This window comes from Clostridium sp. UMB9555A (genome assembly GCF_030222355.1).
Classification (GTDB): Bacteria; Bacillota; Clostridia; order Clostridiales; family Clostridiaceae; genus Sarcina; species Sarcina perfringens.
Map to the genome: position 1 here is coordinate 312,492 of NZ_JASORQ010000001.1, position 22,974 is coordinate 335,465.

26 protein-coding genes, 4 tRNA genes and 1 other annotated feature are annotated in these 22,974 nt (G+C 27.7%); of the genes, 20 read left to right on the plus strand and 10 right to left on the minus strand.

Going from position 1 to position 22,974, the window contains the following annotated elements:
- Window positions 1–18 precede the first annotated feature (18 nt).
- From QP548_RS01375 to QP548_RS01385, 3 genes are all read right to left on the minus strand, one after another.
- Window positions 19–1,452 carry an LCP family protein gene (locus QP548_RS01375; RefSeq protein ID WP_061428906.1) on the minus strand — a complete coding sequence of 478 codons (1,434 nt, stop codon included), beginning with the start codon at window positions 1,450–1,452 and terminating at the stop codon, window positions 19–21.
- Window positions 1,453–1,623: 171 nt separating this feature from the next.
- Entirely contained in the window at window positions 1,624–2,730 is a 1,107-nt protein-coding gene (locus tag QP548_RS01380; RefSeq protein WP_061428905.1) for an AI-2E family transporter, read from the minus strand.
- A 65-nt stretch (window positions 2,731–2,795) separates the two neighbouring features.
- Complete coding sequence (locus tag QP548_RS01385; RefSeq protein WP_003451559.1) at window positions 2,796–3,326, minus strand: DUF4364 family protein; 531 nt, start codon at window positions 3,324–3,326, stop codon at window positions 2,796–2,798.
- A gap of 107 nt (window positions 3,327–3,433) precedes the next feature.
- Here QP548_RS01385 and pdaB point away from each other — a divergent pair, with 107 nt between their 5' ends.
- Together pdaB and QP548_RS01395 are read left to right on the plus strand one after the other, a co-directional pair.
- Window positions 3,434–4,210, plus strand: coding sequence for a polysaccharide deacetylase family sporulation protein PdaB (pdaB, locus tag QP548_RS01390; RefSeq protein WP_061428904.1), 777 nt, complete (start codon window positions 3,434–3,436; stop codon window positions 4,208–4,210).
- A gap of 115 nt (window positions 4,211–4,325) precedes the next feature.
- On the plus strand, window positions 4,326–4,982 hold the full coding sequence (locus QP548_RS01395; RefSeq protein WP_061428903.1) for a single-stranded DNA-binding protein: 657 nt from the start codon (window positions 4,326–4,328) through the stop codon (window positions 4,980–4,982).
- A 49-nt stretch (window positions 4,983–5,031) separates the two neighbouring features.
- Here the strand turns inward: QP548_RS01395 and dapD are convergent, their stop codons facing one another.
- Complete coding sequence (dapD, locus tag QP548_RS01400; RefSeq protein ID WP_003454957.1) at window positions 5,032–5,742, minus strand: 2,3,4,5-tetrahydropyridine-2,6-dicarboxylate N-acetyltransferase; 711 nt, start codon at window positions 5,740–5,742, stop codon at window positions 5,032–5,034.
- A gap of 193 nt (window positions 5,743–5,935) precedes the next feature.
- Between dapD and QP548_RS01405 the strand changes: the two genes are divergently transcribed.
- Together QP548_RS01405 and QP548_RS01410 are read left to right on the plus strand one after the other, a co-directional pair.
- Window positions 5,936–6,472 carry a cob(I)yrinic acid a,c-diamide adenosyltransferase gene (locus QP548_RS01405; protein ID WP_061428902.1) on the plus strand — a complete coding sequence of 179 codons (537 nt, stop codon included), beginning with the start codon at window positions 5,936–5,938 and terminating at the stop codon, window positions 6,470–6,472.
- A complete protein-coding gene (locus QP548_RS01410; protein WP_061428901.1) occupies window positions 6,472–7,614 on the plus strand; it encodes a pyridoxal phosphate-dependent aminotransferase in 1,143 nt (380 codons plus the stop codon). Before QP548_RS01405 ends, QP548_RS01410 begins: the two co-directional genes overlap by 1 nt.
- Before the next feature lie 293 nt (window positions 7,615–7,907).
- Here QP548_RS01410 and dapB read toward each other — a convergent pair whose 3' ends face one another.
- The 3 genes from dapB to QP548_RS01425 form a co-directional block, all read right to left on the minus strand.
- Complete coding sequence (gene dapB, locus QP548_RS01415) at window positions 7,908–8,672, minus strand: 4-hydroxy-tetrahydrodipicolinate reductase (RefSeq protein WP_061428900.1); 765 nt, start codon at window positions 8,670–8,672, stop codon at window positions 7,908–7,910.
- 72 nt (window positions 8,673–8,744) lie between these two features.
- Window positions 8,745–9,620 carry a 4-hydroxy-tetrahydrodipicolinate synthase gene (gene dapA, locus QP548_RS01420; RefSeq protein ID WP_003451233.1) on the minus strand — a complete coding sequence of 292 codons (876 nt, stop codon included), beginning with the start codon at window positions 9,618–9,620 and terminating at the stop codon, window positions 8,745–8,747.
- A gap of 24 nt (window positions 9,621–9,644) precedes the next feature.
- Window positions 9,645–10,622 carry an aspartate-semialdehyde dehydrogenase gene (locus QP548_RS01425; protein WP_061428899.1) on the minus strand — a complete coding sequence of 326 codons (978 nt, stop codon included), beginning with the start codon at window positions 10,620–10,622 and terminating at the stop codon, window positions 9,645–9,647.
- 201 nt (window positions 10,623–10,823) lie between these two features.
- On the opposite strand from QP548_RS01425, the gene QP548_RS01430 reads away from it, so the two are divergent.
- The 7 genes from QP548_RS01430 to QP548_RS01460 all read left to right on the plus strand — a co-directional run bounded on the left by QP548_RS01430 (window position 10,824) and on the right by QP548_RS01460 (window position 13,234).
- The gene (locus QP548_RS01430; protein WP_003451493.1) at window positions 10,824–11,096 is read left to right on the plus strand and encodes an alpha/beta-type small acid-soluble spore protein; all 273 of its coding nucleotides are present in this window, start codon (window positions 10,824–10,826) and stop codon (window positions 11,094–11,096) included.
- Between the two features lie 51 nt (window positions 11,097–11,147).
- Window positions 11,148–11,885, plus strand: coding sequence for a class I SAM-dependent DNA methyltransferase (locus tag QP548_RS01435; protein ID WP_061428898.1), 738 nt, complete (start codon window positions 11,148–11,150; stop codon window positions 11,883–11,885).
- Window positions 11,886–11,900: 15 nt separating this feature from the next.
- Window positions 11,901–12,860: an Hsp33 family molecular chaperone HslO gene (hslO, locus tag QP548_RS01440; RefSeq protein WP_003451067.1), complete on the plus strand. Its 960-nt coding sequence runs from the start codon at window positions 11,901–11,903 to the stop codon at window positions 12,858–12,860.
- Window positions 12,861–12,920: 60 nt separating this feature from the next.
- A tRNA-Phe gene (locus QP548_RS01445) sits at window positions 12,921–12,996 on the plus strand.
- Between the two features lie 5 nt (window positions 12,997–13,001).
- Window positions 13,002–13,076 (plus strand) — tRNA-Gly (locus QP548_RS01450).
- 3 nt (window positions 13,077–13,079) lie between these two features.
- Window positions 13,080–13,153, plus strand: a tRNA-Gly gene (locus QP548_RS01455).
- Between the two features lie 6 nt (window positions 13,154–13,159).
- Window positions 13,160–13,234, plus strand: a tRNA-Cys gene (locus QP548_RS01460).
- A 107-nt stretch (window positions 13,235–13,341) separates the two neighbouring features.
- On the opposite strand, the gene QP548_RS01465 is transcribed toward QP548_RS01460, so the two are convergent.
- Window positions 13,342–13,719, minus strand: a complete 378-nt coding sequence (locus QP548_RS01465; RefSeq protein WP_061428897.1) for a hypothetical protein — start codon at window positions 13,717–13,719, stop codon at window positions 13,342–13,344.
- A 301-nt stretch (window positions 13,720–14,020) separates the two neighbouring features.
- Between QP548_RS01465 and QP548_RS01470 the strand changes: the two genes are divergently transcribed.
- Both QP548_RS01470 and QP548_RS01475 read left to right on the plus strand, forming a co-directional pair.
- Window positions 14,021–14,575: a hypothetical protein gene (locus QP548_RS01470; RefSeq protein WP_061428896.1), complete on the plus strand. Its 555-nt coding sequence runs from the start codon at window positions 14,021–14,023 to the stop codon at window positions 14,573–14,575.
- Between the two features lie 165 nt (window positions 14,576–14,740).
- Window positions 14,741–15,295, plus strand: a complete 555-nt coding sequence (locus tag QP548_RS01475) for an NUDIX hydrolase (RefSeq protein WP_003454819.1) — start codon at window positions 14,741–14,743, stop codon at window positions 15,293–15,295.
- A 128-nt stretch (window positions 15,296–15,423) separates the two neighbouring features.
- Here QP548_RS01475 and QP548_RS01480 read toward each other — a convergent pair whose 3' ends face one another.
- Window positions 15,424–16,404: an N-acetylglucosamine kinase gene (locus QP548_RS01480; RefSeq protein ID WP_061428895.1), complete on the minus strand. Its 981-nt coding sequence runs from the start codon at window positions 16,402–16,404 to the stop codon at window positions 15,424–15,426.
- A 254-nt stretch (window positions 16,405–16,658) separates the two neighbouring features.
- Window positions 16,659–17,354, minus strand: a complete 696-nt coding sequence (locus tag QP548_RS01485) for a DUF6873 family GME fold protein (RefSeq protein WP_061428894.1) — start codon at window positions 17,352–17,354, stop codon at window positions 16,659–16,661.
- A gap of 134 nt (window positions 17,355–17,488) precedes the next feature.
- On the opposite strand from QP548_RS01485, the gene ytxC reads away from it, so the two are divergent.
- The 7 genes from ytxC to QP548_RS01520 all read left to right on the plus strand — a co-directional run bounded on the left by ytxC (window position 17,489) and on the right by QP548_RS01520 (window position 22,834).
- On the plus strand, window positions 17,489–18,367 hold the full coding sequence (gene ytxC / locus QP548_RS01490; protein ID WP_061428893.1) for a putative sporulation protein YtxC: 879 nt from the start codon (window positions 17,489–17,491) through the stop codon (window positions 18,365–18,367).
- A gap of 132 nt (window positions 18,368–18,499) precedes the next feature.
- Window positions 18,500–18,619: a sequence feature (ribosomal protein L20 leader region), on the plus strand.
- 29 nt (window positions 18,620–18,648) lie between these two features.
- Window positions 18,649–19,170: a translation initiation factor IF-3 gene (gene infC, locus QP548_RS01495; RefSeq protein WP_011590984.1), complete on the plus strand. Its 522-nt coding sequence runs from the start codon at window positions 18,649–18,651 to the stop codon at window positions 19,168–19,170.
- A 21-nt stretch (window positions 19,171–19,191) separates the two neighbouring features.
- Window positions 19,192–19,389, plus strand: coding sequence for a 50S ribosomal protein L35 (gene rpmI / locus QP548_RS01500; RefSeq protein ID WP_003451643.1), 198 nt, complete (start codon window positions 19,192–19,194; stop codon window positions 19,387–19,389).
- 29 nt (window positions 19,390–19,418) lie between these two features.
- Entirely contained in the window at window positions 19,419–19,778 is a 360-nt protein-coding gene (gene rplT, locus QP548_RS01505) for a 50S ribosomal protein L20 (protein ID WP_003451332.1), read from the plus strand.
- Window positions 19,779–20,006: 228 nt separating this feature from the next.
- Window positions 20,007–21,347, plus strand: coding sequence for a TrkH family potassium uptake protein (locus QP548_RS01510; protein WP_003451277.1), 1,341 nt, complete (start codon window positions 20,007–20,009; stop codon window positions 21,345–21,347).
- A 22-nt stretch (window positions 21,348–21,369) separates the two neighbouring features.
- On the plus strand, window positions 21,370–22,035 hold the full coding sequence (locus QP548_RS01515) for a potassium channel family protein (protein ID WP_003451483.1): 666 nt from the start codon (window positions 21,370–21,372) through the stop codon (window positions 22,033–22,035).
- Between the two features lie 25 nt (window positions 22,036–22,060).
- On the plus strand, window positions 22,061–22,834 hold the full coding sequence (locus QP548_RS01520) for a TrmH family RNA methyltransferase (RefSeq protein WP_061428892.1): 774 nt from the start codon (window positions 22,061–22,063) through the stop codon (window positions 22,832–22,834).
- The last annotated feature ends 140 nt before the right edge of the window (window positions 22,835–22,974 follow it).

The window sequence follows — 22,974 nt, forward strand, 5'->3', positions numbered from 1 at the left end:
GTTCTATATAGCTATTTATTAATTTCCTTCAGTATTATTTTGATTATTACTATTTTCAGAAGAAGCATTTCCATCAGTAGACGGAGTGTTAGAGGATTCTCCATTTCCACTAGAACCATTATTTTCAGATGGTTGCTCTGTTGGAGTTTCTTGAGGAGTATTTGGCTTATCTGAAGTATTAGGTTTTTCTGTAGAATTATTGTCAGTAGAATTACTTCCGTTAGTTGGTTTATTAGAAGGATTTTCATTGTTTCCTTGGCTAGAAGGTTTTTCTACTTTATTATTGCTAGAATTATTATTACTACTAGTACTATTATTACTAGAATTATTTTTAGGATTTTCAAAGTTTCCATTAGTATTTATACTAGGTACATATTCATAATCAGGATGAGTAGTATCATCTTTAATATCATAGTCATTAAAGTATTGTTCTATTATAGAGTCAAAATTACTAGTATCAGGCTCATAATTTTTATTGTCATTAAATATGAACTCTTGAAGAGCCTTTGAAGTTTCTACCTTATCTATAACAAATACCCAACCTTTATTATCAATAATTCCACCTTTTGAAATACTATCTATAGGGACTCTAAATTGTTCTATTTCAAAGTTACAATTTTTACCCACATTTAAAGCTGTAAATCCATAGTCCATAGCATTTCCTAAGGAAATATTAGTTTTTACATATGGGAATAATTCATTAAGCAGGGAAACAAGTTTAACTGTTGACATATCTTTAACTTTTTCTAAAGCAATTTGAAGAACAGCTCTCTGTCTTTCAGTTCTTTCATATTCACCATTACCAACTTTTCTAATTCTAGCATAAGATAATGCTTGATAACCATTAAGATTATAAGTTCCGGGTGCAGGAAGTAAATCTTTTTCAGAACCGCCACCATCTAAAATATATTTATTAAGTTCATCAAGTTCGTAGTCTTTAATTGTTACTTCAATTCCGTTTATAGCATCTATAACCTTAACAAAAGCATTAAAATCTACGATTACATAGTTATGTAATTTTATTCCAAAATTATTTTGGATAGTTTCAATTGTTTTAGTAGGGCCACCATAAGCAAAGGCATGGTTTAATTTTTCTTCTCCATGACCATCTATTTTTACTAACATATCTCTCATTAAGGAAGTTACTTTTAACTTTTTATTTATATTATCTATTGTTAAGATCATTATGGAATCTGATCTAGATACATCTTCTCCAGGTCTAGCATCGCTACTAAGCAAAAGAATATTTGTTATTCCTGGAACCTCTTTAAACTTAATATCTTCATCTACAGTATTAACTTTAGCAGGATTCGTATTTCCTTCGTAGGAGTGATTGTAAAATCTAAAAATAAAAAAGCCTACTACAGAAGCAATTAATATAAGGATAGCTAATAAAGAAAATATAGTTATTTTTTGTTTTTTACTAAAATTAAAGTGTTTCTTTTTATCCATAAGTACTCCTTTTTATGATTTATTTAAACGTTTTAATAGATATGTAAAAGTTAATTATCTAATAATAACATAATATTTATTCTAGAACATCATATTTAAATGATTATTAACAATTAGTTAAATAATAAATATAAAAAAATAAAGAGGATATTTTATAATATCCTCTTTATATTATTCACTCAAATTCTGTTTTTTATTTTCTAATCTGTATTCAATGAACTTTTCTGTATATATTTTTATTAAGGCTATTATAGGAACACTTAAGAACATTCCTAAAACACCAAATATTCCTCCGCCAACTGTAACAGCGAATATTATGAATAATGGAGAAACACCTACTTGATCTCCTAATATTTTTGGACCTAAGTACCAACCATCAAATTGTTGAAGGATAAATATGAATAAAAGAACCCATATTGCCATAGATGGTTGAACAATAAGTGTCAATAAAAATGCAGGAATCATTCCTATAAATGGACCGAAATATGGAATCATATTTGTTAATCCAACTATGAAAGAAATAAGCACCGCATATTGAGTACCCATTAATAATAAACCTATGTAACAAAGCACTCCTATTATAAGTGAATCTATAATTTTACCTATTATAAATCTACTAAAGATATTATGAGCTTCTGCCATGAAACTAATAAAAAGTTCTGAAGATTTTTCAGATGGCATAACTGCAATTATAATTTTTTTACACCCTTCAATTAAAGTTTCCTTATCCATTAACATGTATATGGAAATAATAAATCCAAATACAAATTTAACAACAGATGAAGTTATTTTTATAGTTTGAGTTAACAAGCTACCTACTATATTAGATAGTAAGGTTGATGTCTTAGAAATAAATTCCGTAGCAGAAGTATTTAAATGATTTAAATCTAAAGGAACATTCATGCTTGCTAAGGTGTTATTGATCCAACTTTCAGCAGAGGATGCATATTCACTAAGATTACTAAATAATTCTGACAAACTATCAAATATTGTAGGAACAATAATTGCAATTAATATGTAAACACATATTATAACTAAAATATAGCTTATCATTAAGGAAAAAGCTCTCTTAAGTTTAAACTTCTTTTCTATAAGCATCATGAGAGGATTTATTAAATAAGCTATACCAAAAGCCCAAAAAAATGGTGTTAAAACTGATAAAAATGGTCTAATACCTTCACTTAAAATACTCCTAATATTAAAAATTAACATGATTGAAACTGTTGATATCAATATTAGTGGAAGCCAATTAAAGTGAAAATTATGTTTTTTAAACAATTATGTTTTCCCCCTAAATTATATAAATTTTATAACGATTTTTGCTAATAATAATAGCAGGATTATTAATCTTCTATAAGAGCATGAATTATTTTGTTATATATATCGGAAGAATTGTTTTCCCATTTGTTGCAAATAGCTTTTGCTTCAGTTTTGGAAGGAACGCTTACATTTAAATCAATTAGAATAGTATTATTTTCTATTGCTTTAAGATTTACTATGAAAGAACTATCTTCTCCAACAGTATAATCAGCAGATATACTTAATTCTTTTTTTATTTTTTCTACATGCTTGCGTACATATTCATCTATAAGTTTTAATTTGTTTGGAGATATTCTATCTTTAAAGAAGAATAGTACCTTATCTCCCTTTTCCGTAAGTACTATGATTTCTTTATCATCATCTTGAGTTTTATATTCTAAGAACTCAGAAGAAATTAATTCAGATACATATTGTTGTAACATAAAATAATTTATAAAACTATTTTCTAAAACTATATCTGTTAATTGTGTGTTAGATATAGGATATTTTATTGACTTTATTATATATAAAAGAAGTAATTTATTCTCAGCTAATTCTAATGTGCTATCATACATTTATGTTTTCCTCCATAACTGTTTTGAAATAATAATCCTATTATACCATATATGTTTTAAGATAATAAAGTTATTTGATTAATATTAAATATTAAGGAGTGAATACTTTGAAAGAAAATAATAATTTTTTTATTTGTAAAAACTTTATTACTACCATTACTTTAGTTGTTATTATTGCCATATTTACATTGCCTATTAATGTTTTTGCAAAAGATAATAAGCCAATTCATTGTGTGGATAGAGAGGATAAAAAAATTTCTCTTACCTTTGATGTGAATTGGGCAGAAAATGATTATTTATATGAAATTTTGGATTTACTAGATGAAAATAATATAAAAGCTACATTTTTTATAATGGGTAAGTGGGTAATATATCCTGAAGGTAATAGAGAAAAGTTAGTAGAAATTCATAAGAGAGGACACGAAATAGGAAATCATAGTTATGTACATCCTGATTTTAAGAATATAGGAAAAGAGAGAATAATTGAAGAGGTTAAAAAGACAGAAGAAATAATAGAAAAGGAAGTTGGAGTAAAGACTAATTTATTTAGATTTCCTAGTGGTTCATATAGCCAAGAAAGTTTAAGTGTTATTCATGGATTACAATATAAAAGTATCCAATGGGATGTTGATAGTGTTGATTGGAAAGGAGAGAGCAAAGAGAGGGAATATAAAAAGGTAATTGACAATGTAAAGAGTGGTTCAATACTTTTATATCATAATAATGGTAAATATACTGTAGAGAATCTTAAGGAAATAATTCCAAAACTAAAATTAGAAGGATATGAATTTGTTAAAATAAGCGACATAATATATGAAAATAGTTACGAAATAGATGACAATGGAAAACAATTGTTAATTAAAACGAAACAAAATAATAGTTGAAATCGTTGAACAAAATGTATTATAATGGAAATAGTTATTGGATATACAGATAAATATAAAAAACATATTAAACTTATATGATTAAACACTAATGGGGAGAGGGGTTTAGGTTAAAATGGATAATTTAATGTTAAACAACAAAATTTATTTAGAAGGAACTGTAGTTTCAGAATTAGAGTTCAGTCACGAAATGTATGGAGAGGGTTTCTATACATTTAACTTAGAGGTTATGAGATTAAGTGATTCAAAGGACTTATTAAATATTACTGTATCAGAAAGATTAATAACGACTATGGATTTAAAAATTGGAACTGAAATAGTAGTTGAAGGACAACTAAGAAGTTACAACAAATTCATAGATGGAAATAATAAGCTTATCTTAACAGTTTTTGCAAGAAATATAGAATACTGTGAAGAAAGAAGTAAAAATCCTAATGAGATTTTCTTAGATGGATTTATTTGTAAGGAGCCAGTTTATAGAACAACTCCATTTGGAAGAGAAATTGCTGACTTATTATTAGCTGTAAATAGATCTTATAATAAATCAGATTATATCCCAACTATAGCATGGGGAAGAAACTCAAGATTCTGCAAAACATTAGAAGTAGGGGACAATATAAGAATTTGGGGAAGACTTCAAAGTAGAGAATATCAAAAGAAAATATCTGAAACTGAAGTTGTTAAGAAAATAGCATATGAGGTTTCAATTTCTAAAATGGAAAAAGTAGCTGTTGAATCAGAACAAAATGAATCAGGTGAAGAAATTTCTTAATAATCTTAATAAAAAAGGCCATGGGAATAAATTCTCATGGCTATTTTTATTATTTTCTTAAATCATCTAATATTTCTGTTTTATCTTTAGTCTTTTCATCAACAGATTTAATTATTTTAGCAGGAGTTCCAGCCACAACTACACCAGCTGGTACATCTTCAACTACAACTGATCCAGCAGCTACAACTGATCCCTTTCCTATTTTAACGCCTTCAAGGATAACTGCATTAGCTCCTATTAAAACATCGTCTTCTATTATACATGGAGTTTTGCTAGGTGGTTCTAAAACTCCAGCAACAACAGCTCCAGCACCTAAATGAACTCTTTTTCCAAGTTTTCCTCTAGCACCTATTACAGCGTTCATATCTACCATTGTACTTTCGCCTATTTCAGCTCCTATGTTTATGACAGCACCCATCATTATAACAGCGTTATCTCCGATTGATACTCTGTCTCTTATTATTGCGCCAGGTTCGATTCTAGCGTTTATGTTTAAAAGGTCTAACATTGGAATAGCTGAGTTTCTTCTATCATTTTCAAGTCTAAAGCTTACTATTTTATCTTTATTTTCTGTTAAGAAAGTAGCAACTTCATCACTTTCTCCAAATAATACATAGAAATCATTATTTCCATAACATTCTATTGAACCTAATTCTACACCTTCTAAGTTACCTTTAAGATAAACTTTAACAGGAGTTGATTTTTTTACTTCCTTTATGAATCTAGCAATTTCATATGGATCTGTAAAGTTATAACTCATATTAAATTACATCCTTTCTATTTATAATGCATTTTGTCTATATATTTATTAAAATATAACATACAATATAAATTATTATAAACAAAAATGATTATCAATAAAAGAGAAAAACGTAAAATTTATATTATTTAATAAATAGATTGTTTAAAAAATCAAATATATTATAAAATATAATTTAAAGGAGTGATAAAATATGGCAAGACTTAAAGAAGGATATGTTCAAGTATATACTGGAAATGGAAAAGGAAAAACTACAGCAGCAATGGGATTAGCCTTTAGAGCTGCAGGTGATGGAATGGAAGTAAAGGTGGTTCAATTCCTTAAATCATGGAAAACAGGTGAATTAGAATCTGCTAAGAGATTTGATAATTTAGAGATATTAAGATTTGAAAAAGTTAAAGGCTTTACTTGGGAATTAAATGAGGAGCAATTAGCTCAGTTAAAATCAGAGGTTAGAGTAGGCTTTGATTTTGTAAAAGGACTAGTTGAAACTAGAGGATGTGATATATTAATTTTAGATGAGGTAATGGCTTCAATTTCTGGAGGATTTATAGGCGAAGATGAAATTGTAGAATTAATTGAAAAGAAACCTAAAGATATGGAATTAATTCTTACTGGTAGAAATGTACCAGAAAAAATAATGGAAAAAGCTGATTTAATAACAGAGATGAGAGAAATTAAACATTATTATAAAAAAGGAGTTCCAGCTAGAGAGGGGATAGAATTTTAATGAATAAAAATGTTATTGGGGTAGAAATATCAGGAATAAGAAAATTCTATAATGAAGTAGTAAAATTCCCAGAAGCTATATCATTAACTTTAGGACAGCCAGATTTTCCTGTTCCAGAAAAGGTTAAAGAAGCTATGATAAGGGCTATTGAAGAAGGAAAAACAACATATACAGCCAATGCTGGTATAGTTGAATTAAGGGAAGAAATATCAAGTTTACTAAATAATAATTTTGACATTAATTTTAGTAAGGATGAAATAATTATAGCTGTAGGTGGAAGTGAAGGGCTATATGCAGCTATGACAGCTCTTTTAAATCCAGGAGAGAAGGTTTTAGTTCCATCAATTGCATATCCAGCTTATGAAAGCATAAGCAAAATAATAGGATGTGAAGTTATAAATTACGATTTAAATGAAGATTTTTCAGTTAACATAGAAAGTTTAAAAGAAGGAATAAAACAAGGAGGAAAACTTATAGTTCTTTCTTATCCATGTAATCCTACAGGGGCATTACTTAGTAAAAAAAGTAGAGATGAGTTAGTAGAGATTATAAAAGAAAATGATATATTAGTATTAACTGATGAAATTTATTCATCTCTTTGTTTTGAAGAGGAGTATTATTCTGTAGCTCAATGCAAGGATATAAAAGAAAAAATAATATATGTAAGTGGATTCTCTAAGATGTTTTCAATGACAGGGCTTAGAATTGGATATGTAGCTTGTCCTAAGAAAATATATGATCAAATTATAAAGGTTCATCAATATAATTCTTCATGTGCAACATCTATTTCTCAATGGGGAGCCTTAGAAGGATTAAAATCTTGTATGAATGATGTTGAAAATATGAAGGAATCTTTTAAAGAAAGAATGAATTTTACTTATAAAAGATTAATAGATATGGGATTAGAAGTGGAAAAACCTAAAGGAGCTTTTTATATTTACCCTAATATAAGTAAGTTTGGATTAACATCAGAAGAATTTTGTCATAGATTACTTAAAGAAGGCAAAGTTGCCTGTGTACCAGGAGATGCCTTTGGAAAAGGTGGAGAAGGGTATATTAGAATATCTTACTGTTATAGCAAAGATGAACTTGAAAGAGCTTTAGATAAATTAGAGGCTTTTGTAAAAACTTTAAAAAAGTAAACTATGTCTTAAATAAAAGATAATTTAAAAAGGCAAAAATAAAATAAGTTATATAAAATTAAAAATAAAACTTATAAATAGTATTAAGAGAAGAAAATAATTCTCAAAATATATTTATAAGTTTTATTATTTTACTTTGTTTTAAATATTTTTATTTCTTAGGAACAATTTAAATTGAAAGGTTCTAAAAGAGTATATAATCTTTTAAATCTTCTTTCAGATCTTTAAATTCATACATAGAAATTAATGATACTTTAAAACAAAGAGTGTTTCAGTATTTTATAAAGGTTTTATTAGAAGTTTAGTTGTAAAACATCATCCATTGAGTATTTTCCAGCTTTAGTTTTATCAGCCATGTATTCACATGCTTTTAAAGCACCTATAGCAAAAACATCTCTTGAAATAGCTTTGTGATTTATTTCTATAACTTCACCATCACCAGCAAAAATAACTTCGTGGTCTCCTATTATTCCGCCACCTCTTACTGTATTTACACAGATTTCATTTTTTTCTCTTTTAGCAATTCCTTCTCTTCCATAAAGTAATTTTGTTTCTTCCTTAAGAGAATCTTGAATAGTATGAGCTAATAAAAGGGCAGTTCCACTTGGAGCATCAACTTTTTGATTGTGATGTCTTTCTACAAGTTCTATATCAAAGTTCTCATAAAGAACAGGAGCTACTTTCTTTAATAAATTATTTACTAAATTAATACCTATGCTCATGTTAGCAGATCTAAATAGAGGGATTTCTTTTGAAGATTCTTCTATAAATTTTAAGTCTTCATCAGTGTATCCTGTTGAACATAGTATAAGTGGTTTTTTAGTTTTCTTTGAAAATTCTACTAAGCTTTTTAAAGCATCAGCTCTTGAAAAATCTAATAATACATCATAGGAAATATTGCAATCTTCTGGTTTTGCAAAGATTGGGTAAGATCTTTGAGCCTTAGTGTTATTATCTATACCAGCAACTATTTCAACATTAGGAAATTTTGTTTCAGCTAAGTTTGAAATTACGCTACCCATTTTTCCTGAACAACCATTTAATATAACTTTAACCATAATTGGTACCTCCGATATTAGTTTTAAATAAGCATAACCACCTAAAGGCGATTATGCTTATTATATAATAGATTATTTTATTAAACCATTAGCTTTTAAGTTTTCTTCTAATATTACTAAATTAGAATCTTCCATTTCACATAATGGTAATCTTAATGGTCCACAGTTAAAATTCATTAAATTCATAGCTGTTTTAACTGGGATTGGATTTGTTTCTATAAATAAAGAATTTGCTAATGAAAGATATTTAAGTTGAAGGTTACGTGATTCAATAACTTCTCCTAAGAAATATTTTTCACATATATTGTGAGTTTCTTCAGGAAGAATATTTGCTAAAACTGAAACCACACCAGCTCCACCTAAAGATAAAATTGGAACTATTTGATCATCATTACCTGAATAGATAGCAATTCTATCACCACATAATTCAGCCATTTTAGCTACTTGTGAAAGATCTCCGCTAGCTTCTTTTATAGCAACTACATTATTTAAATCTGCAAGTTTATCAAGCATTAATGGAGTTATATTCATTCCAGTTCTTGATGGAACATTATAAAGCATAATAGGAATATTTATTGCATCATTTATAGCACTAAAATGAGCATATAATCCTTTTTGAGAAGTTTTATTATAATATGGAGTTATTATTAATACCATATCAGCGCCAACCTCTTCAGCATATTTACTTAATTCTATTGAAGCCTTAGTATTATTTGTTCCAGTTCCAGCTATTACAGGAACTCTTTTATTTACAACTTCCACAGAGAATTTTATAACTTCTTTTTTTTCTTCTAAAGTCATAGTAGAACCTTCTCCTGTAGTTCCACAAACTAAAATAGCGTCAGTATGATTTTTAATATGCCATTCTAATAATTTTCTTAGCTCTTCATAATTAACGCCATCTTCAGTAAATGGTGTTATTAAAGCTACACAAGACCCTTTAAACATACGTATTACCTCCAAAAAAATAAATTATTTTTCGTTTATAAGTATTTCAGCAATTTGAATTGCATTAAGAGCTGCCCCTTTTCTTATATTATCAGCCACAACCCAAAGGTTAAGACCATTATCTAAGCTGAAATCACGTCTTATTCTTCCAACAAAGACATCATCTTTTCCACTAAGTTCAAGTGGAGTAGGGTATTTTAAGTTTTCTACATCATCATGAACTATTATTCCTTTAGAACTATTAAATAAATCTATAACATTTTCAAGTTGAAATTCAGAATTAAGCTCTACATTTATACTTTCACTATGAGCATTTAAAACTGGTACTCTAACTGTAGTAGCAGTTATTCTTAAATTATCATCATGAAGTATTTTCTTTGTTTCTTCAATCATTTTAATTTCTTCTTTTGTGTATCCATTATCTAAGAATACATCTATATGAGGAATTACATTACCTAATATAGGATATGGGAATTTCTTTGTAGTTCCTTCTTGTAAATCTAATATACCTTGAATTCCAGCTCCTGAAACTGCTTGGTAAGTTGAGTAAACTATTCTTTTTATACCATATTTATCATATAGTGGCTTTAAAGCTACCATAGCTTGAATTGTAGAACAGTTTGGATTAGCAATAATACCTTTATGCCATTTTACATCCTCTGGATTTACTTCTGGCACTACTAAAGGAACTTCTTTATCCATTCTCCAAGCACTACTGTTATCTATAACCACTGCTCCATGTTTTGCGAAAATAGGAGCAAATTCTAAGCTTACACTTCCGCCTGCTGAGAATAATGCAAAATCTATTTTCTTGTTTTCAATATTAGCTTCGCATAATTCTTCAACTAATACATCTTCACCTTTAAATTTTAAAGTTTTTCCTGCTGATCTTTTTGATGCAAATAAATATAATTCTTTAACGGGGAAATTTCTTTCTTCTAGGATTTCAAGGAATTTTCTTCCAACATTTCCTGTTGCCCCAACTATTGCTACATTGTACACAATATCCCTCCTAAATATAATCTTAATATATTCTATTTCTATATATTAAATATAGTTCAATGATAAACACTTTATCAAGTATATTTTATGATTAATTTGAAGGATTTGAGTAAGTTAACTTTCATATTTGACTAAATATGAATATTTAAGCTTATAGGGGGAATAATAGTTTTAAAAATAAATTTAAGGTAGGGGAAGAATATGAGCAAGACACCATTAAAAAAAATTATAAAAGGAAAAATTAAATCTAATAAGGAATTAACACCAGCAGAAAAATTAAGAGAAAAGATGAAATATGAAATAGCTGGGGAATTAGGATTAAGTGATAAGGTTGATAAATTTGGATGGGGGGGATTAACTGCTGAGGAAACAGGAAGAATTGGTGGGTTAATGACTAAGAGAAAAAAAGAACTTAAATTACCTAGCAATGATGAAATATTAGGTAGGAAAAAACCTCACGTTGACGAAAAGTAAAAAAAGTATATAATTTTTAGGTAGAATAATATATGGGGGATTTAAATTATTATGAAGAGTTATAAGATGATGGCAAAAGTGTATGATGAACTTATATATGAAGATGTAAACTATGAGAACATAGCAGAATACGCCTTATCAAAATGTGATAAGTATAATATTAATAAAGAAATGTATTTAGATTTAGCATGTGGAACAGGAAATGTTGGTGTTCATGTAGGAAAATCCTTCAAAGAAAATTATTTTGTTGATCTTTCACAGGATATGCTTATAGAGGCAGATAAAAAGCTTAGAGAACATAGAGTTAGAGGTAAGATAGTTTGCCAAGACATGTGTGAGTTAGAGTTAAATAGAAAGTTTGATTTAATAACATGTGTTTTAGATTCAACAAATTATATTTTAGATGATGAAAGTGTAGAAAATTATTTAAGAGGGGTATATAATCATTTAAAAGAGGATGGTTTATTTGTATTTGATATAAATTCATACTATAAAATAGCAGAAGTATTAGGCAACAATGTTTACACATATGATAGTGAAGAATTATTTTATGCTTGGGAAAATATTTTTGAAGATGAAATAGTAGAGATGAATTTAAATTTCTTTGTGAAAGATGGAGAAAAGTATGAAAGATTCACAGAGGTTCATGAAGAAAGAGCTTATAAGGAAAGTGAAATAGAATATATTCTTGATGTAATAGGTTTTAAAATAGTAGAAAAGCATAATGGTTATACAGAGGATGAAGTAACACCAGATACTGAAAGAATAGTTTATATAGTAAAAAAATAACGGAGGGATTAAATTATGAGTGATAAATTAATAAGAGCCATAGCTAAAGATGGCATGATAAGAATATTTGCAACAGAAACTACAGAGTTAGTTAATGAGGCTTCAAAAATACATGATTGTACACCTACAGCAGCTGCTGCCTTAGGAAGAATGTTAACAGCAGGTACTATGATGGGAGCAATGCTAAAATCAGATAAAGAAGTTGTAACTTTACAAATCAATGGTGGAGGAATGGCTAAAGGGGTTACTGTAACTGCTTACTCAGACTGTAGTGTTAAAGGATACATAGGAAATCCACATGTTGATTTACCTTTAAACACAGAGAATGGTAAATTAAATGTTGGTGAAGCTATTGGTAAAAATGGTGGATTAACAGTAATTAAAGATTTAGGATTAAAAGATCCATATGTAGGACAAGTTCCTATATATAGTGGAGAAATAGCTGAGGATTTAGCATATTATTTTACAGCTTCAGAGCAAATACCTTCAGCAGTTGCCCTAGGAGTATTAGTAGATAGAGATCATTCAATAAAAAAAGCTGGTGGATTTATAATTCAATTATTACCAGGAGCTGATGAACTTTTAGGTGACTTACTAACATATAGATTAGATGAGATTCCTTCATTAACTACAATGTTATCAGAAGGAAAAACAATAGAAGAAGTTATAGAATTCATTTTTGATGGAATGGATTTAAAAATATTAGAAGAAGAAACTCCAAAATATAAATGTGATTGTTCAAGAGAAAAAGTAGAGAGAGCATTATTAAGCATAGGATATAAAGATTTAAAAGAACTATATGATGAAGGTAAAGAAGAGGAATTAAAATGTCACTTCTGTAATAAAGCATATAAGTTTACAAAAGAAGATATAGGAAAATTATTAGAAGAAAAAGAAAAATCTATTGCTGATGAAGTTTCAGAAGAAATGAAAAAAGCAGAAGAGAAAGAAAAAGAAGAAAAAAATAAAAAATAAGTTGACAAATTAATTTTAAGTTAATATAATAATAAATGTCTTGAAGAGCTCAAGACATTTGGCTCGATAGCTCAGTCGGTAGAGCAGAGGACTGAAAATCCTCGTGTCGCTGGTTCGATTCCTGCTCGAGCCACCATTATTGCGGGAGTGACTCAATGGTAGAGTGTCACCTTGCCAAGGTGAAAGTTGCGAGTTCGAGTCTCGTCTTCCGCTCCAAATGCGGGTGTAGTTCAATGGTAGAACACCAGCCTTCCAAGCTGGATACCCGGGTTCGATTCCCGGTACCCGCTCCATTATATGGCGCTATAGCCAAGTGGTAAGGCAGAGGTCTGCAAAACCTTTATTCCCCGGTTCAAATCCGGGTGGCGCCTCCATAAAAAACATCTATAAGATTTCTTATAGATGTTTTTTTATGCTCTTTTAAAATAGTGTTCATTTATTAATATATAGATATAAATATTATTTTAAAAATACAGTCTTTTTAAATTAAAGATTTTATTAGCTTTTCACCAAAGTTAGAGAAATTAATTTCTTTAAATACTTTTCTTAATGTAATATGGTAGAGTTCTTCATTAGCTACAGAAGAATCCTTTATGAAAAGTTTGATTATTTGAGTGTCTCTATATTTAAACCAAGTTAAAACGGCAATTACATCTTTATTTATAGGTTTTTCAGAAATATTAAGAGTATTATCCTCTTTATATATAATTAAATCTTTATGAGATACTGAAAAAAATTCATTAGAAGGACAAGTATATTGAATTAACTTTACATTATCAATAGCTATTAGCAAATCTAAATTTTCTTTATCTCCCAAATCAGTAGTAATTTCTTTTTGTAGTTTGACAACTTTTTTCATAATAAAAATACCCCCTACAGACAAAATTATAAATTAATAGTAAAGGTTTACAAAAGATGGAATAAAGTATCAATAAAGTGCCTCTAAAAGCATATAATATATTAAATTACAACTTACAATATAATATGTTTTATATTACAAGAAAAGTACATTAATATTTTGAGAATTTAGTATTAGGATAAATAATTATTTTAATACTAGAATAATTATTTTGCTGTATGTTAAAAATTGAAATACATAATGTATTAATTATATTTTAGGTAGATATAATATATAAATAAACTTAGTAGGGGGAGTAAGGATGTTTTTAGCTATTGTAATTGTTTTAGCTTTATTTTTAACTTATTTAATTTTAAAGAATAATAAAGAAAATAAGAAAAATAAATCAAAGATAAATAGAGGTTGGAAGGTAACTCCATATTTAAGTTTAAGAATAAGTTCCTTTGAAAGTAGAATTGATTTAGAAAAGATGAGGTTAAAGGAATTAATAAAAAACACTATAAGGTTAATAGATGAGAGAGTTATTTTTATAGATTGTAATAGTGAAGGATTTTATATAAAAAGTAAAAGTGAATTAATATATATAGAATTTTTAGTAGGGGACAAAAAGGTAGAAAAAAATAAAGAAAGTGTTTCTTTAAAAAATAATGAGATAATAAAGCTAGAATTATATAATACAATAAGAAAGACTATTGGAAAATATATATGTTTTTGGGAAGAAGAATTTATAAACCCACTAGAAAGTGAATTTAATATAAGATTTTCAAGTGGACATATAATTATGAGAATTAGCAAAGAAGATAAAATAATCTTTAATAAAGATGAGGAAAATAATACTTTAAAAAATGAATCTTAAGTTTAAAGAGAAATTAATTAGATTTTTAGGATAGATATAAAGGAAACTTTATATTTATCCTTTTTATGTGTAAAATTAAATTAGAATAGTTAAAAATATAGTTATATTTTAATTTGCATTAATTTAAAGCCTAATTAAAAGTTGAAATATGAGAGGAGTATTAAGATGAAAATAAAGGATATAAAAAAATTAACTGATTGCAAGTTTTTAAACTTATATAAATTAGATATTGAGAATAAGGTTGGAAATTCTAAGGAATACTTTATAGCAAGTAGAAGAACAGAAAAAGATTTAAGCTGCGTTGTAAATAAGCATGATAAGGCAGATGGAGTTATGATAATTCCAATAACAGAAAATGATGAGTTTGTTTTGCTAAAGCAATTTAGACCGGCTATAAATGATTATATATATGAATTCCCAGCTGGACTTATAGACAATGGAGAAGATGCAATAAAGGCTGCTACAAGAGAGCTTTTTGAAGAAACTGGACTTTTAGCTAGTGAAAGTGAATATTTAATAAAGCCTAGCTATACTTCAGTAGGTATGTCTGATGAGTCTGTAGCTGTGGTTAAAATGAAGGTTTATGGAAATATTTCAACAGAAAATTTAGAAGAAAATGAAGAAATAGAAGTTATTAAAGTGCCTAGAAAAGAGGCTAAAAACTTTGTTAAAGAAAATAATGTATCAATAAAAACTGCATTGGTTTTAAGCTTTATGTAGATTATAAATAAATTAAAGGAGCTTTATGAAACTTTGAGATAAAATTTATAAATGTATTAAGAGTTTTTCTTTATACTATTTATAAACTTTATTATTTATTTTCATAATGCTCCTTTTAAAATATATTATTATATTAAAATTTCTTTTGGTTCTTTAGCTAAGTTATGAACTACACTTTCTGGAATTTCTCCTTTGTGAAGTTTTAAGGCATTTAATGCAGCGCCTTTAATTGGTGGAAGTATAGGTGCTGTTAGATTAAAAGCAGTATAATTATCCTGAAGATAATTTCTTAGTGGGTCTAAGATAAATTCTTTTGAGTTAAATACACTACCAGAGTAAGAAATATTTAATACTCCTGTAAACTCAAGTTGATTAGTTAATCCATTTACCATTAGAAGACATTCTTTAGCAGCTTGTCTATATATATCTAAAGCATATTTATCTCCTTTAAGAGCAGCTTTGTAAACTAACATTGCAAGATTAGCAACTTTAGTTCTATCTTGTTTATATTCATCCTTTATAAGGAATATTAAATCAAAATCATTTTCTAGTTTTAATTCATTTTTAAATATATCATAAAGGGCAGTTCTTTCTAATCTATGATCAGATTGTTTTCCAAAGATTTCAACCCCTTTTTTAGCAATCCAATATCCAGAACCTTCATCACCACATATATATCCCCAGCCACTAGTTCTTGCTGTTTTTAAATCATTAGTTATACCAGATGCAATAGCTCCTGTTCCTAGAATTATACATATTCCAGGTTTACCAGCTAAGGAGCCAGCTAAGGCAACTTCTACATCGTTTCCACAAGAAAATTTATTTTCTCCTAAGATTTCAACTATTATAGAGTTCATTTTTAATTTTTCACTTTCATTTTCACCATAAGCAGGTAAACCTAAAAATGAGTAACTAAGATCATCTCTGCATATATTAATTTCACTACAAATCTTATCAATACCTTCTTGAATACCTTTTCTAAAACCATCAAAACCTACTTGATGTATATGACATGTACCACTAGTATAAGTTGATAAAACCTCTCCTAAATGGTTTATAAGCATAAATGATGTTTTTGTTCCACCTGCATCAATACCTAAATAAAACATACTTTTCCCCCTCTTAATACATAGTTGTAATTACCACTTGGTTTTATTTTACTATATTATTAAATGTATAATCAATGGGAATGGAAAAGTATGAATTAAATTAAATAATAATTCAGTAAATATTAAATTTATCCACTTATTATCTGAAAAATATATATTTAAGTTGTAACAATAAAGGTGATAAATATAAAAAATAATATTTATATGCTATTTTATCAACATTTATTACTATATTGAGTAAAATATAGTGATTGTTAAATAGTTAATATACTACCTCTATCTATTAATTTTCCATTAGAAAGATAAATTGGTTCAACATCATATTTTAATAAAAAGTTTTTAATATGATTTCCATAGGGATGATTTTCTAAGTTGCCAAAGAAAGCCATTTGATTTTTTGAAATTAATCCGCAGGTTCCACCTATAAATCCATAATCTAAACCAGGAAGAGAAATATCACCACTAGGAATTAATAATATATCAAAACCATGAGGCTTTAAGGCTTTATAAATTCCTTTATCAGAAGTTATTAAGGCTTTTTCAGAAACTACAGCAATAGAACACTTAGAATATCCTTGTTTTATGTTTATTAAGTTCTTTTCCTTTACTGATTCAATTAGCTTAGGATCAGTAAATTTTAGATTGTGTATAAAATCATTTTTTAAGTTTACAGCATTTAAAATTACATTTCCAGGATACTTATCTTCTAAGTTATAAGAGCTTTTTATAATATTTAATTCTTTTGGTATAGAGTTAAATAATTCTTCAGAGGAATCTTTAGCTAATAAAAGAGTATTTTCATTAATTATATTTATTTGTATATCTGGATGACCATCTATAGCATTATATAATTTAGTATGTTTTGGTACCTTAATTATATTAATATTTAAATCCTTTAGTTTTTTTTCTTCAAATTCTGAAATTCTATAATCAACAAAACAAGTTCTCATAATAATCTCCTCATTCAAAATTTTATAATTTCATTTTACTAAAAAATTAAAGAAATTGTCGATTAATGAATTTATATTTTTGAATATTACATGTGAATTAATACATACTAAAAGTAGAGAAAGGAGTGAGAAAAATGCTTCTAATGACATTATGTTGTGAGGACGAAAAAAAATTAATAGAGGACATACAGAGTATAAAAAGTGTTTTAAAGAGTAAAGGAATTGTAATTGGTGTGTCAGAAAGTATCTCATGTGGAACTCACTTCGTTAAAATATACTATGGAAATAGTGACTTTGATGAAAAGATAAGAGAGACCATAATGTTATATATAAGTAATGTTATTTATAATGTAATAATAGAACACTATAGAGAAAAAGAAATGCTTCATTATATGAATGAAAATTATTTCTTTTTAAAACATGATGAAATATTAGAAATTGATTTAACTATAAATAAAATATTAAAAGGGGAGCAAAAGATTTGTTCTGATAAAGATTTTTATTGTTTAAATAAGGTAAATGACATTATAGAGAATATAAAAGAATTCATATTAGAAAATGATTATATAAACATAGAAGGATTTATAACCTTTAGAATGAAACCTTTGTTAAAGGATATAGAATGTATTATAGATAAAGTAGTAGAAGATTATATGATTGAAAAGGAATATAATGAATTCATAAAACTATTAAAGTATTTTGTAGATATACAAGAGTGTAAATTGGAAGAAGTAAATATAGTAGTTCAAAGAAATGGATCATATGAGGTTAAAGATTCTAAGGGACTTGATATCTTTAAGGATTTTTTAAATGAAATTACTGATATTGCTGAAGAAGGAATAATAAATATAGAAGATATTATTATTAGTGGTTTAATAACCAATGCACCTAAAAAAATAAAAATATATAATGAAGAACATTGTATTAATAAAGAATTTATTCAAACTATAAAAAGTGTCTTTGGTGAAAGAGTAGAAGCCCATAGAAGTTACAATGATATTCTAAAGAAATAAGTTTTTAAAATTAAAAATATTTATCATAATAAATTTTAAATTTATAAGTTTTAAAGATATAAAACTATTATTTTATTTAAAAGAAATTGATGAATTGTGTTGACAATAAAAAAGAATAATGATAAGATAACTGATGTCAAGAAGAAACAGCCGTTTCTCACCTTACAGCTATTAATGCTAGTTTGGTCATGAATTTTATTACATTTGATTTTGGTAATAGAGGACGGCTTAAAACCGTCCTTTTTTATTTATATATTTGTGTTGGCTAAATTCTATCGGAGGTGAACAAGATTAGTAAAAATTTTGCAATCAATCAAGAAATAAGAGAAAAAGAGGTTAGATTAATTTCTAGCACAGGAGAGCAACTTGGTGTTGTATCTGGAAGAGATGCACAAAAAATGGCAGATGAGGCTGAGTTAGACTTAGTTATGATTTCGCCAAATGCTAAACCACCAGTTTGCAAAATAATGGATTACGGTAAATTTATTTACGAGCAATCTAAAAAAGAAAAAGAAGCAAAAAAGAAGCAAAAGGTTATCAGTGTTAAGGAGATAAGAGTTAGCCCAACTATAGAAAAGCATGACTTAGAAATAAAAGCTAAGAATGCTAAAAAATTCTTAGAAGCTGGAGATAAAGTCAAGATAACTGTAAGATTTAGAGGAAGAGAAGCTGAGCATTCACATGTTGGTGTTAAGATATTAGATAGTTTCTTAGCTCAATTAGAGGAAGTATGTTCAGTAGAAAAACCTGCTAAATTAGAAGGTAGAAACATGATAATGATTTTAGCTCCTAAAAAAGCGTAACTTGAGAGGAGGATACTTACAATGCCAAAAATGAAAACTCATAGAGGTGCAGCAAAAAGATTCAAAAAAACAGGAACTGGAAAGTTAAAGAGAGCTCACGCTTTCACTAGCCATATCTTAACAAAGAAAAGTGCTAAGAGAAAAAGAAATTTAAGAAAAACTGGTTATGTTTCAACTGCACAAGAAAAAGCAATGAAGAAATTATTACCATATCTATAAGATAAAACACGGAGTAGGAGGTCTAGAAAATGGCAAGAGTTAAGAGAGCGGTAAATGCTCGTAAAAATCATAAAAAAGTTTTAAAACTTGCAAAAGGATACTATGGTGGAAAAAGCAAGTTATTCAAAACTGCTAACGAATCAGTAATAAGAGCATTAAGAAATGCTTACGTTGGAAGAAGATTAAAGAAGAGAGACTACAGAAGATTATGGATAGCTAGAATAAACGCAGCTACAAGAATGAACGGTCTTTCATATTCAAGATTCATGAACGGAATGAAATTAGCTGGTGTTGATATAAACAGAAAAATGCTTTCAGAGATAGCTATAAATGATCCAAAAGCATTTGCTGATTTAGTTGAATTAGCTAAAAAGCACTTAAACGCTTAATATCAGATGCGAGTTTATCTCGCATTTTTTTTATATTTTATTTATATTTTATAAGTTTAATTTTATTCAGACTTTTATCTGAATAAAATTAAACTTATTTGCAATTACAATTAAATAAAATTACTTTTAAATTCTAAAAATAAGACAACTTTACATATATAAATTAAAAATAAGATATAATAAAATTAAAGGAAAAATATAATATTAGTTTAAGTTGGGGGTTTAATTATGTACATTAAACTGACAAAAAAGATAAAATTTAGTGCCGTTCAGATTTTAGCTTTAGGTTTTTCTATGGTTATTTTATTAGGTGCTATAATATTAAGTCTTCCAATATCATCTAAAAGTGGTGAGTTTACTCCTTTTTTAGATAGTTTATTTACTTCAACTTCAGCTGTATGTGTTACGGGACTTATAACATTAAATACAGCGGCACATTGGAACTATTTTGGGAAAACTGTCATAATAATCTTAATACAAATAGGTGGATTGGGATTCATGTCCTTTACAACTTTATTTGCCTTAATGGTTAAGAAAAAAATAACATTAAGGGAAAGACTTCTTATACAAGAAGCTATGAATACCTTTGGAATACAGGGGTTAGTTAGAATGATTAGATATATCTTAGCATTTACATTTTCAGTAGAAATGTTAGGTGCACTATTATTATCTACTCAATTTATACCCAAGTTTGGATTCTTAAAAGGAATATACTATAGTATTTGGCATTCTATATCAGCTTTTTGTAATGCAGGGTTTGATTTATTTGGAGATAATCTAGTTGGATATGCTAACAATAAAACCGTAATATTAACAATTGCAGCCTTAATAGTAATTGGTGGTTTAGGATTTACTGTTTGGTCAGAATTATATAATTATAAGGGGTATAAGAAATTATCTTTACACTCTAAAGTTGTAATAATGATAACAGCTATCCTTTTAATTGGAGGCGCTATCCTTATGTTCATATTTGAATATAATAATCCTAATACTCTTAAGTATATGAGTTTTGGAGATAAATTAACTAATGCATTCTTTGCTTCAGCAACCACAAGGACTGCTGGATTTAACTCTGTTTCTACTGCGGATATGACTTTAGCTGGAAAATTCTTAACTATATTATTAATGTTTGTAGGTGGATCACCAGGGTCAACAGCAGGGGGAATTAAAACTGCTACCTTTGGTATAGTAGTACTTACTCTGATCTCTATAATAAGAGGAAGAGAAGATACTGAAGTATTTAAAAAGAGAATTTCAAAAGAATTAGTGTATAAGGCTTTTGCTGTTTTATTTATAGGTTTTGGTATAGTGGTACTTGGAACATTAATTTTAGCAGTAACGGAACCTGGATTTTCATTAGAATATATTCTATATGAAGTTACATCAGCTTTTGCTACAGTTGGATTAACTCTTGGATTAACTCCATATCTTTCAGTAATAGGAAAAATAATAATAATAATAACTATGTATTTAGGAAGAGTGGGCCCTATGACTGTTGTTCTAGCTTTAGCTAATAGAAAGAAACCAAGTGCATACAAATACCCAGAAGATAAAATATTAATAGGATAAATAAGTTAGGAGTGTAAGGCTTATGTCAAGTAAACAATTCGTTATTATAGGATTAGGAAGATTTGGATCATCAGTAGCTAAAACTTTATATGCTTTAGGTCATGATGTTTTAGCAATTGATTCTAATGAGGATTTAGTTCAAGAAATATCAGATAGTGTAACTCATGCAGTTCAAATGGATGCAACAGATGAAAATGCTTTAAGAACTTTAGGATTAAGAAATTTTGATGTGGCTGTAGTTACAATAGGAGCTAACATACAAGCAAGTGTTATGGCAACATTACTTGTAAAAGATATGGGAATAAAATATATAATAGCTAAGGGAAATAGTGATTTACATGCTAAAGTTTTATATAAAATAGGAGCAGACAGAGTAATCTTACCTGAGAAGGATATGGGAGTTAGAGTAGCTCATAACTTAGTTTCTTCAAGCATCTTAGATTATATAGAATTATCACCAGATTATTCTATAATTGAAATAGAAAGTCCAAAAGAGTGGTATGGAAAGTCTATGAAAGAATTAAGCTTAAGAAGTAAATACGGAATAAACGTAATGGCTATTAAGAGAAACAATGAAGTTAATATATCTCCAGATGCAGATGATGTTATTAATAAGGATGACATAGTAGTTGCTATAGGTTCTGCAGAGGATTTAACAAAATTAGAAGGAAAGATATTTAGACATTAATATCTTCTAGAAAGGATTATTTGCTTTGTTAGAAATCGAAAGTAAAAATAACAACTTATTTAAAGAGATAAAAAAGTTGAAAGAAAAAAAGCATAGAATAAAGAGTAATAAGTATCTTATTGAAGGTTTAAGATTTGTAGAGGAAGCTATAAAAAGTAAGGTATCAATAGATTCAATAATTTTTACAGAAAGTTTTAAGGAGAAAAATCCTGACTTATTCTTAAAAATTAATGAAAATATAAAGCTTATACAAATGAATGAAGCTCTTTTAAAACAACTTTGTTCAACGGAAAATCCACAAGGAATTGTTGGGGTTATAAATATGCAAAACAAGGAATTAAAAAGTGGAGAGCTAGTTGTTTTAGTAGATAAGGTTCAAGATCCAGGAAATATGGGAACAATAATAAGAACAGCTCATGCAGCAGGTGCAGCAGGAATAGTAATGACTAAAGGTACTGTTGACATATATAACGATAAGACTCTAAGATCAACAATGGGTTCAATATTTTATATTCCAATTGTTGAGGATGATTCTTTAGATTTTGTAAAATCATTAAAGAAGGAAGGGTATAAACTTGTAGTAAGTTCTCTTCAAGGAAAAAATAATTTCTTTGAAGAAAATCTTCAAGGAAAAGTTATGATAGCTGTTGGTAATGAGGGAAATGGTGTCAGTGAGGAAGTATATGATATTGCAGACATAAAAGTTAAAATTCCTATGCCTGGTGAAGCTGAATCTTTAAATGTAGCTGTAGCTACTTCTATAATGATATATGAAAAGATAAGACAATCATTTAAATAAATCAGGAGGTTGTATCAAATAAAGTTTTATTATTAACTTTTGATACAATCTCTTGATTTTTTTAAAGTAAGATATTATTAAGGGGAAAAAATAATAAATACCTTGATTATAAATACTATTATATGTATAATATACTTTGA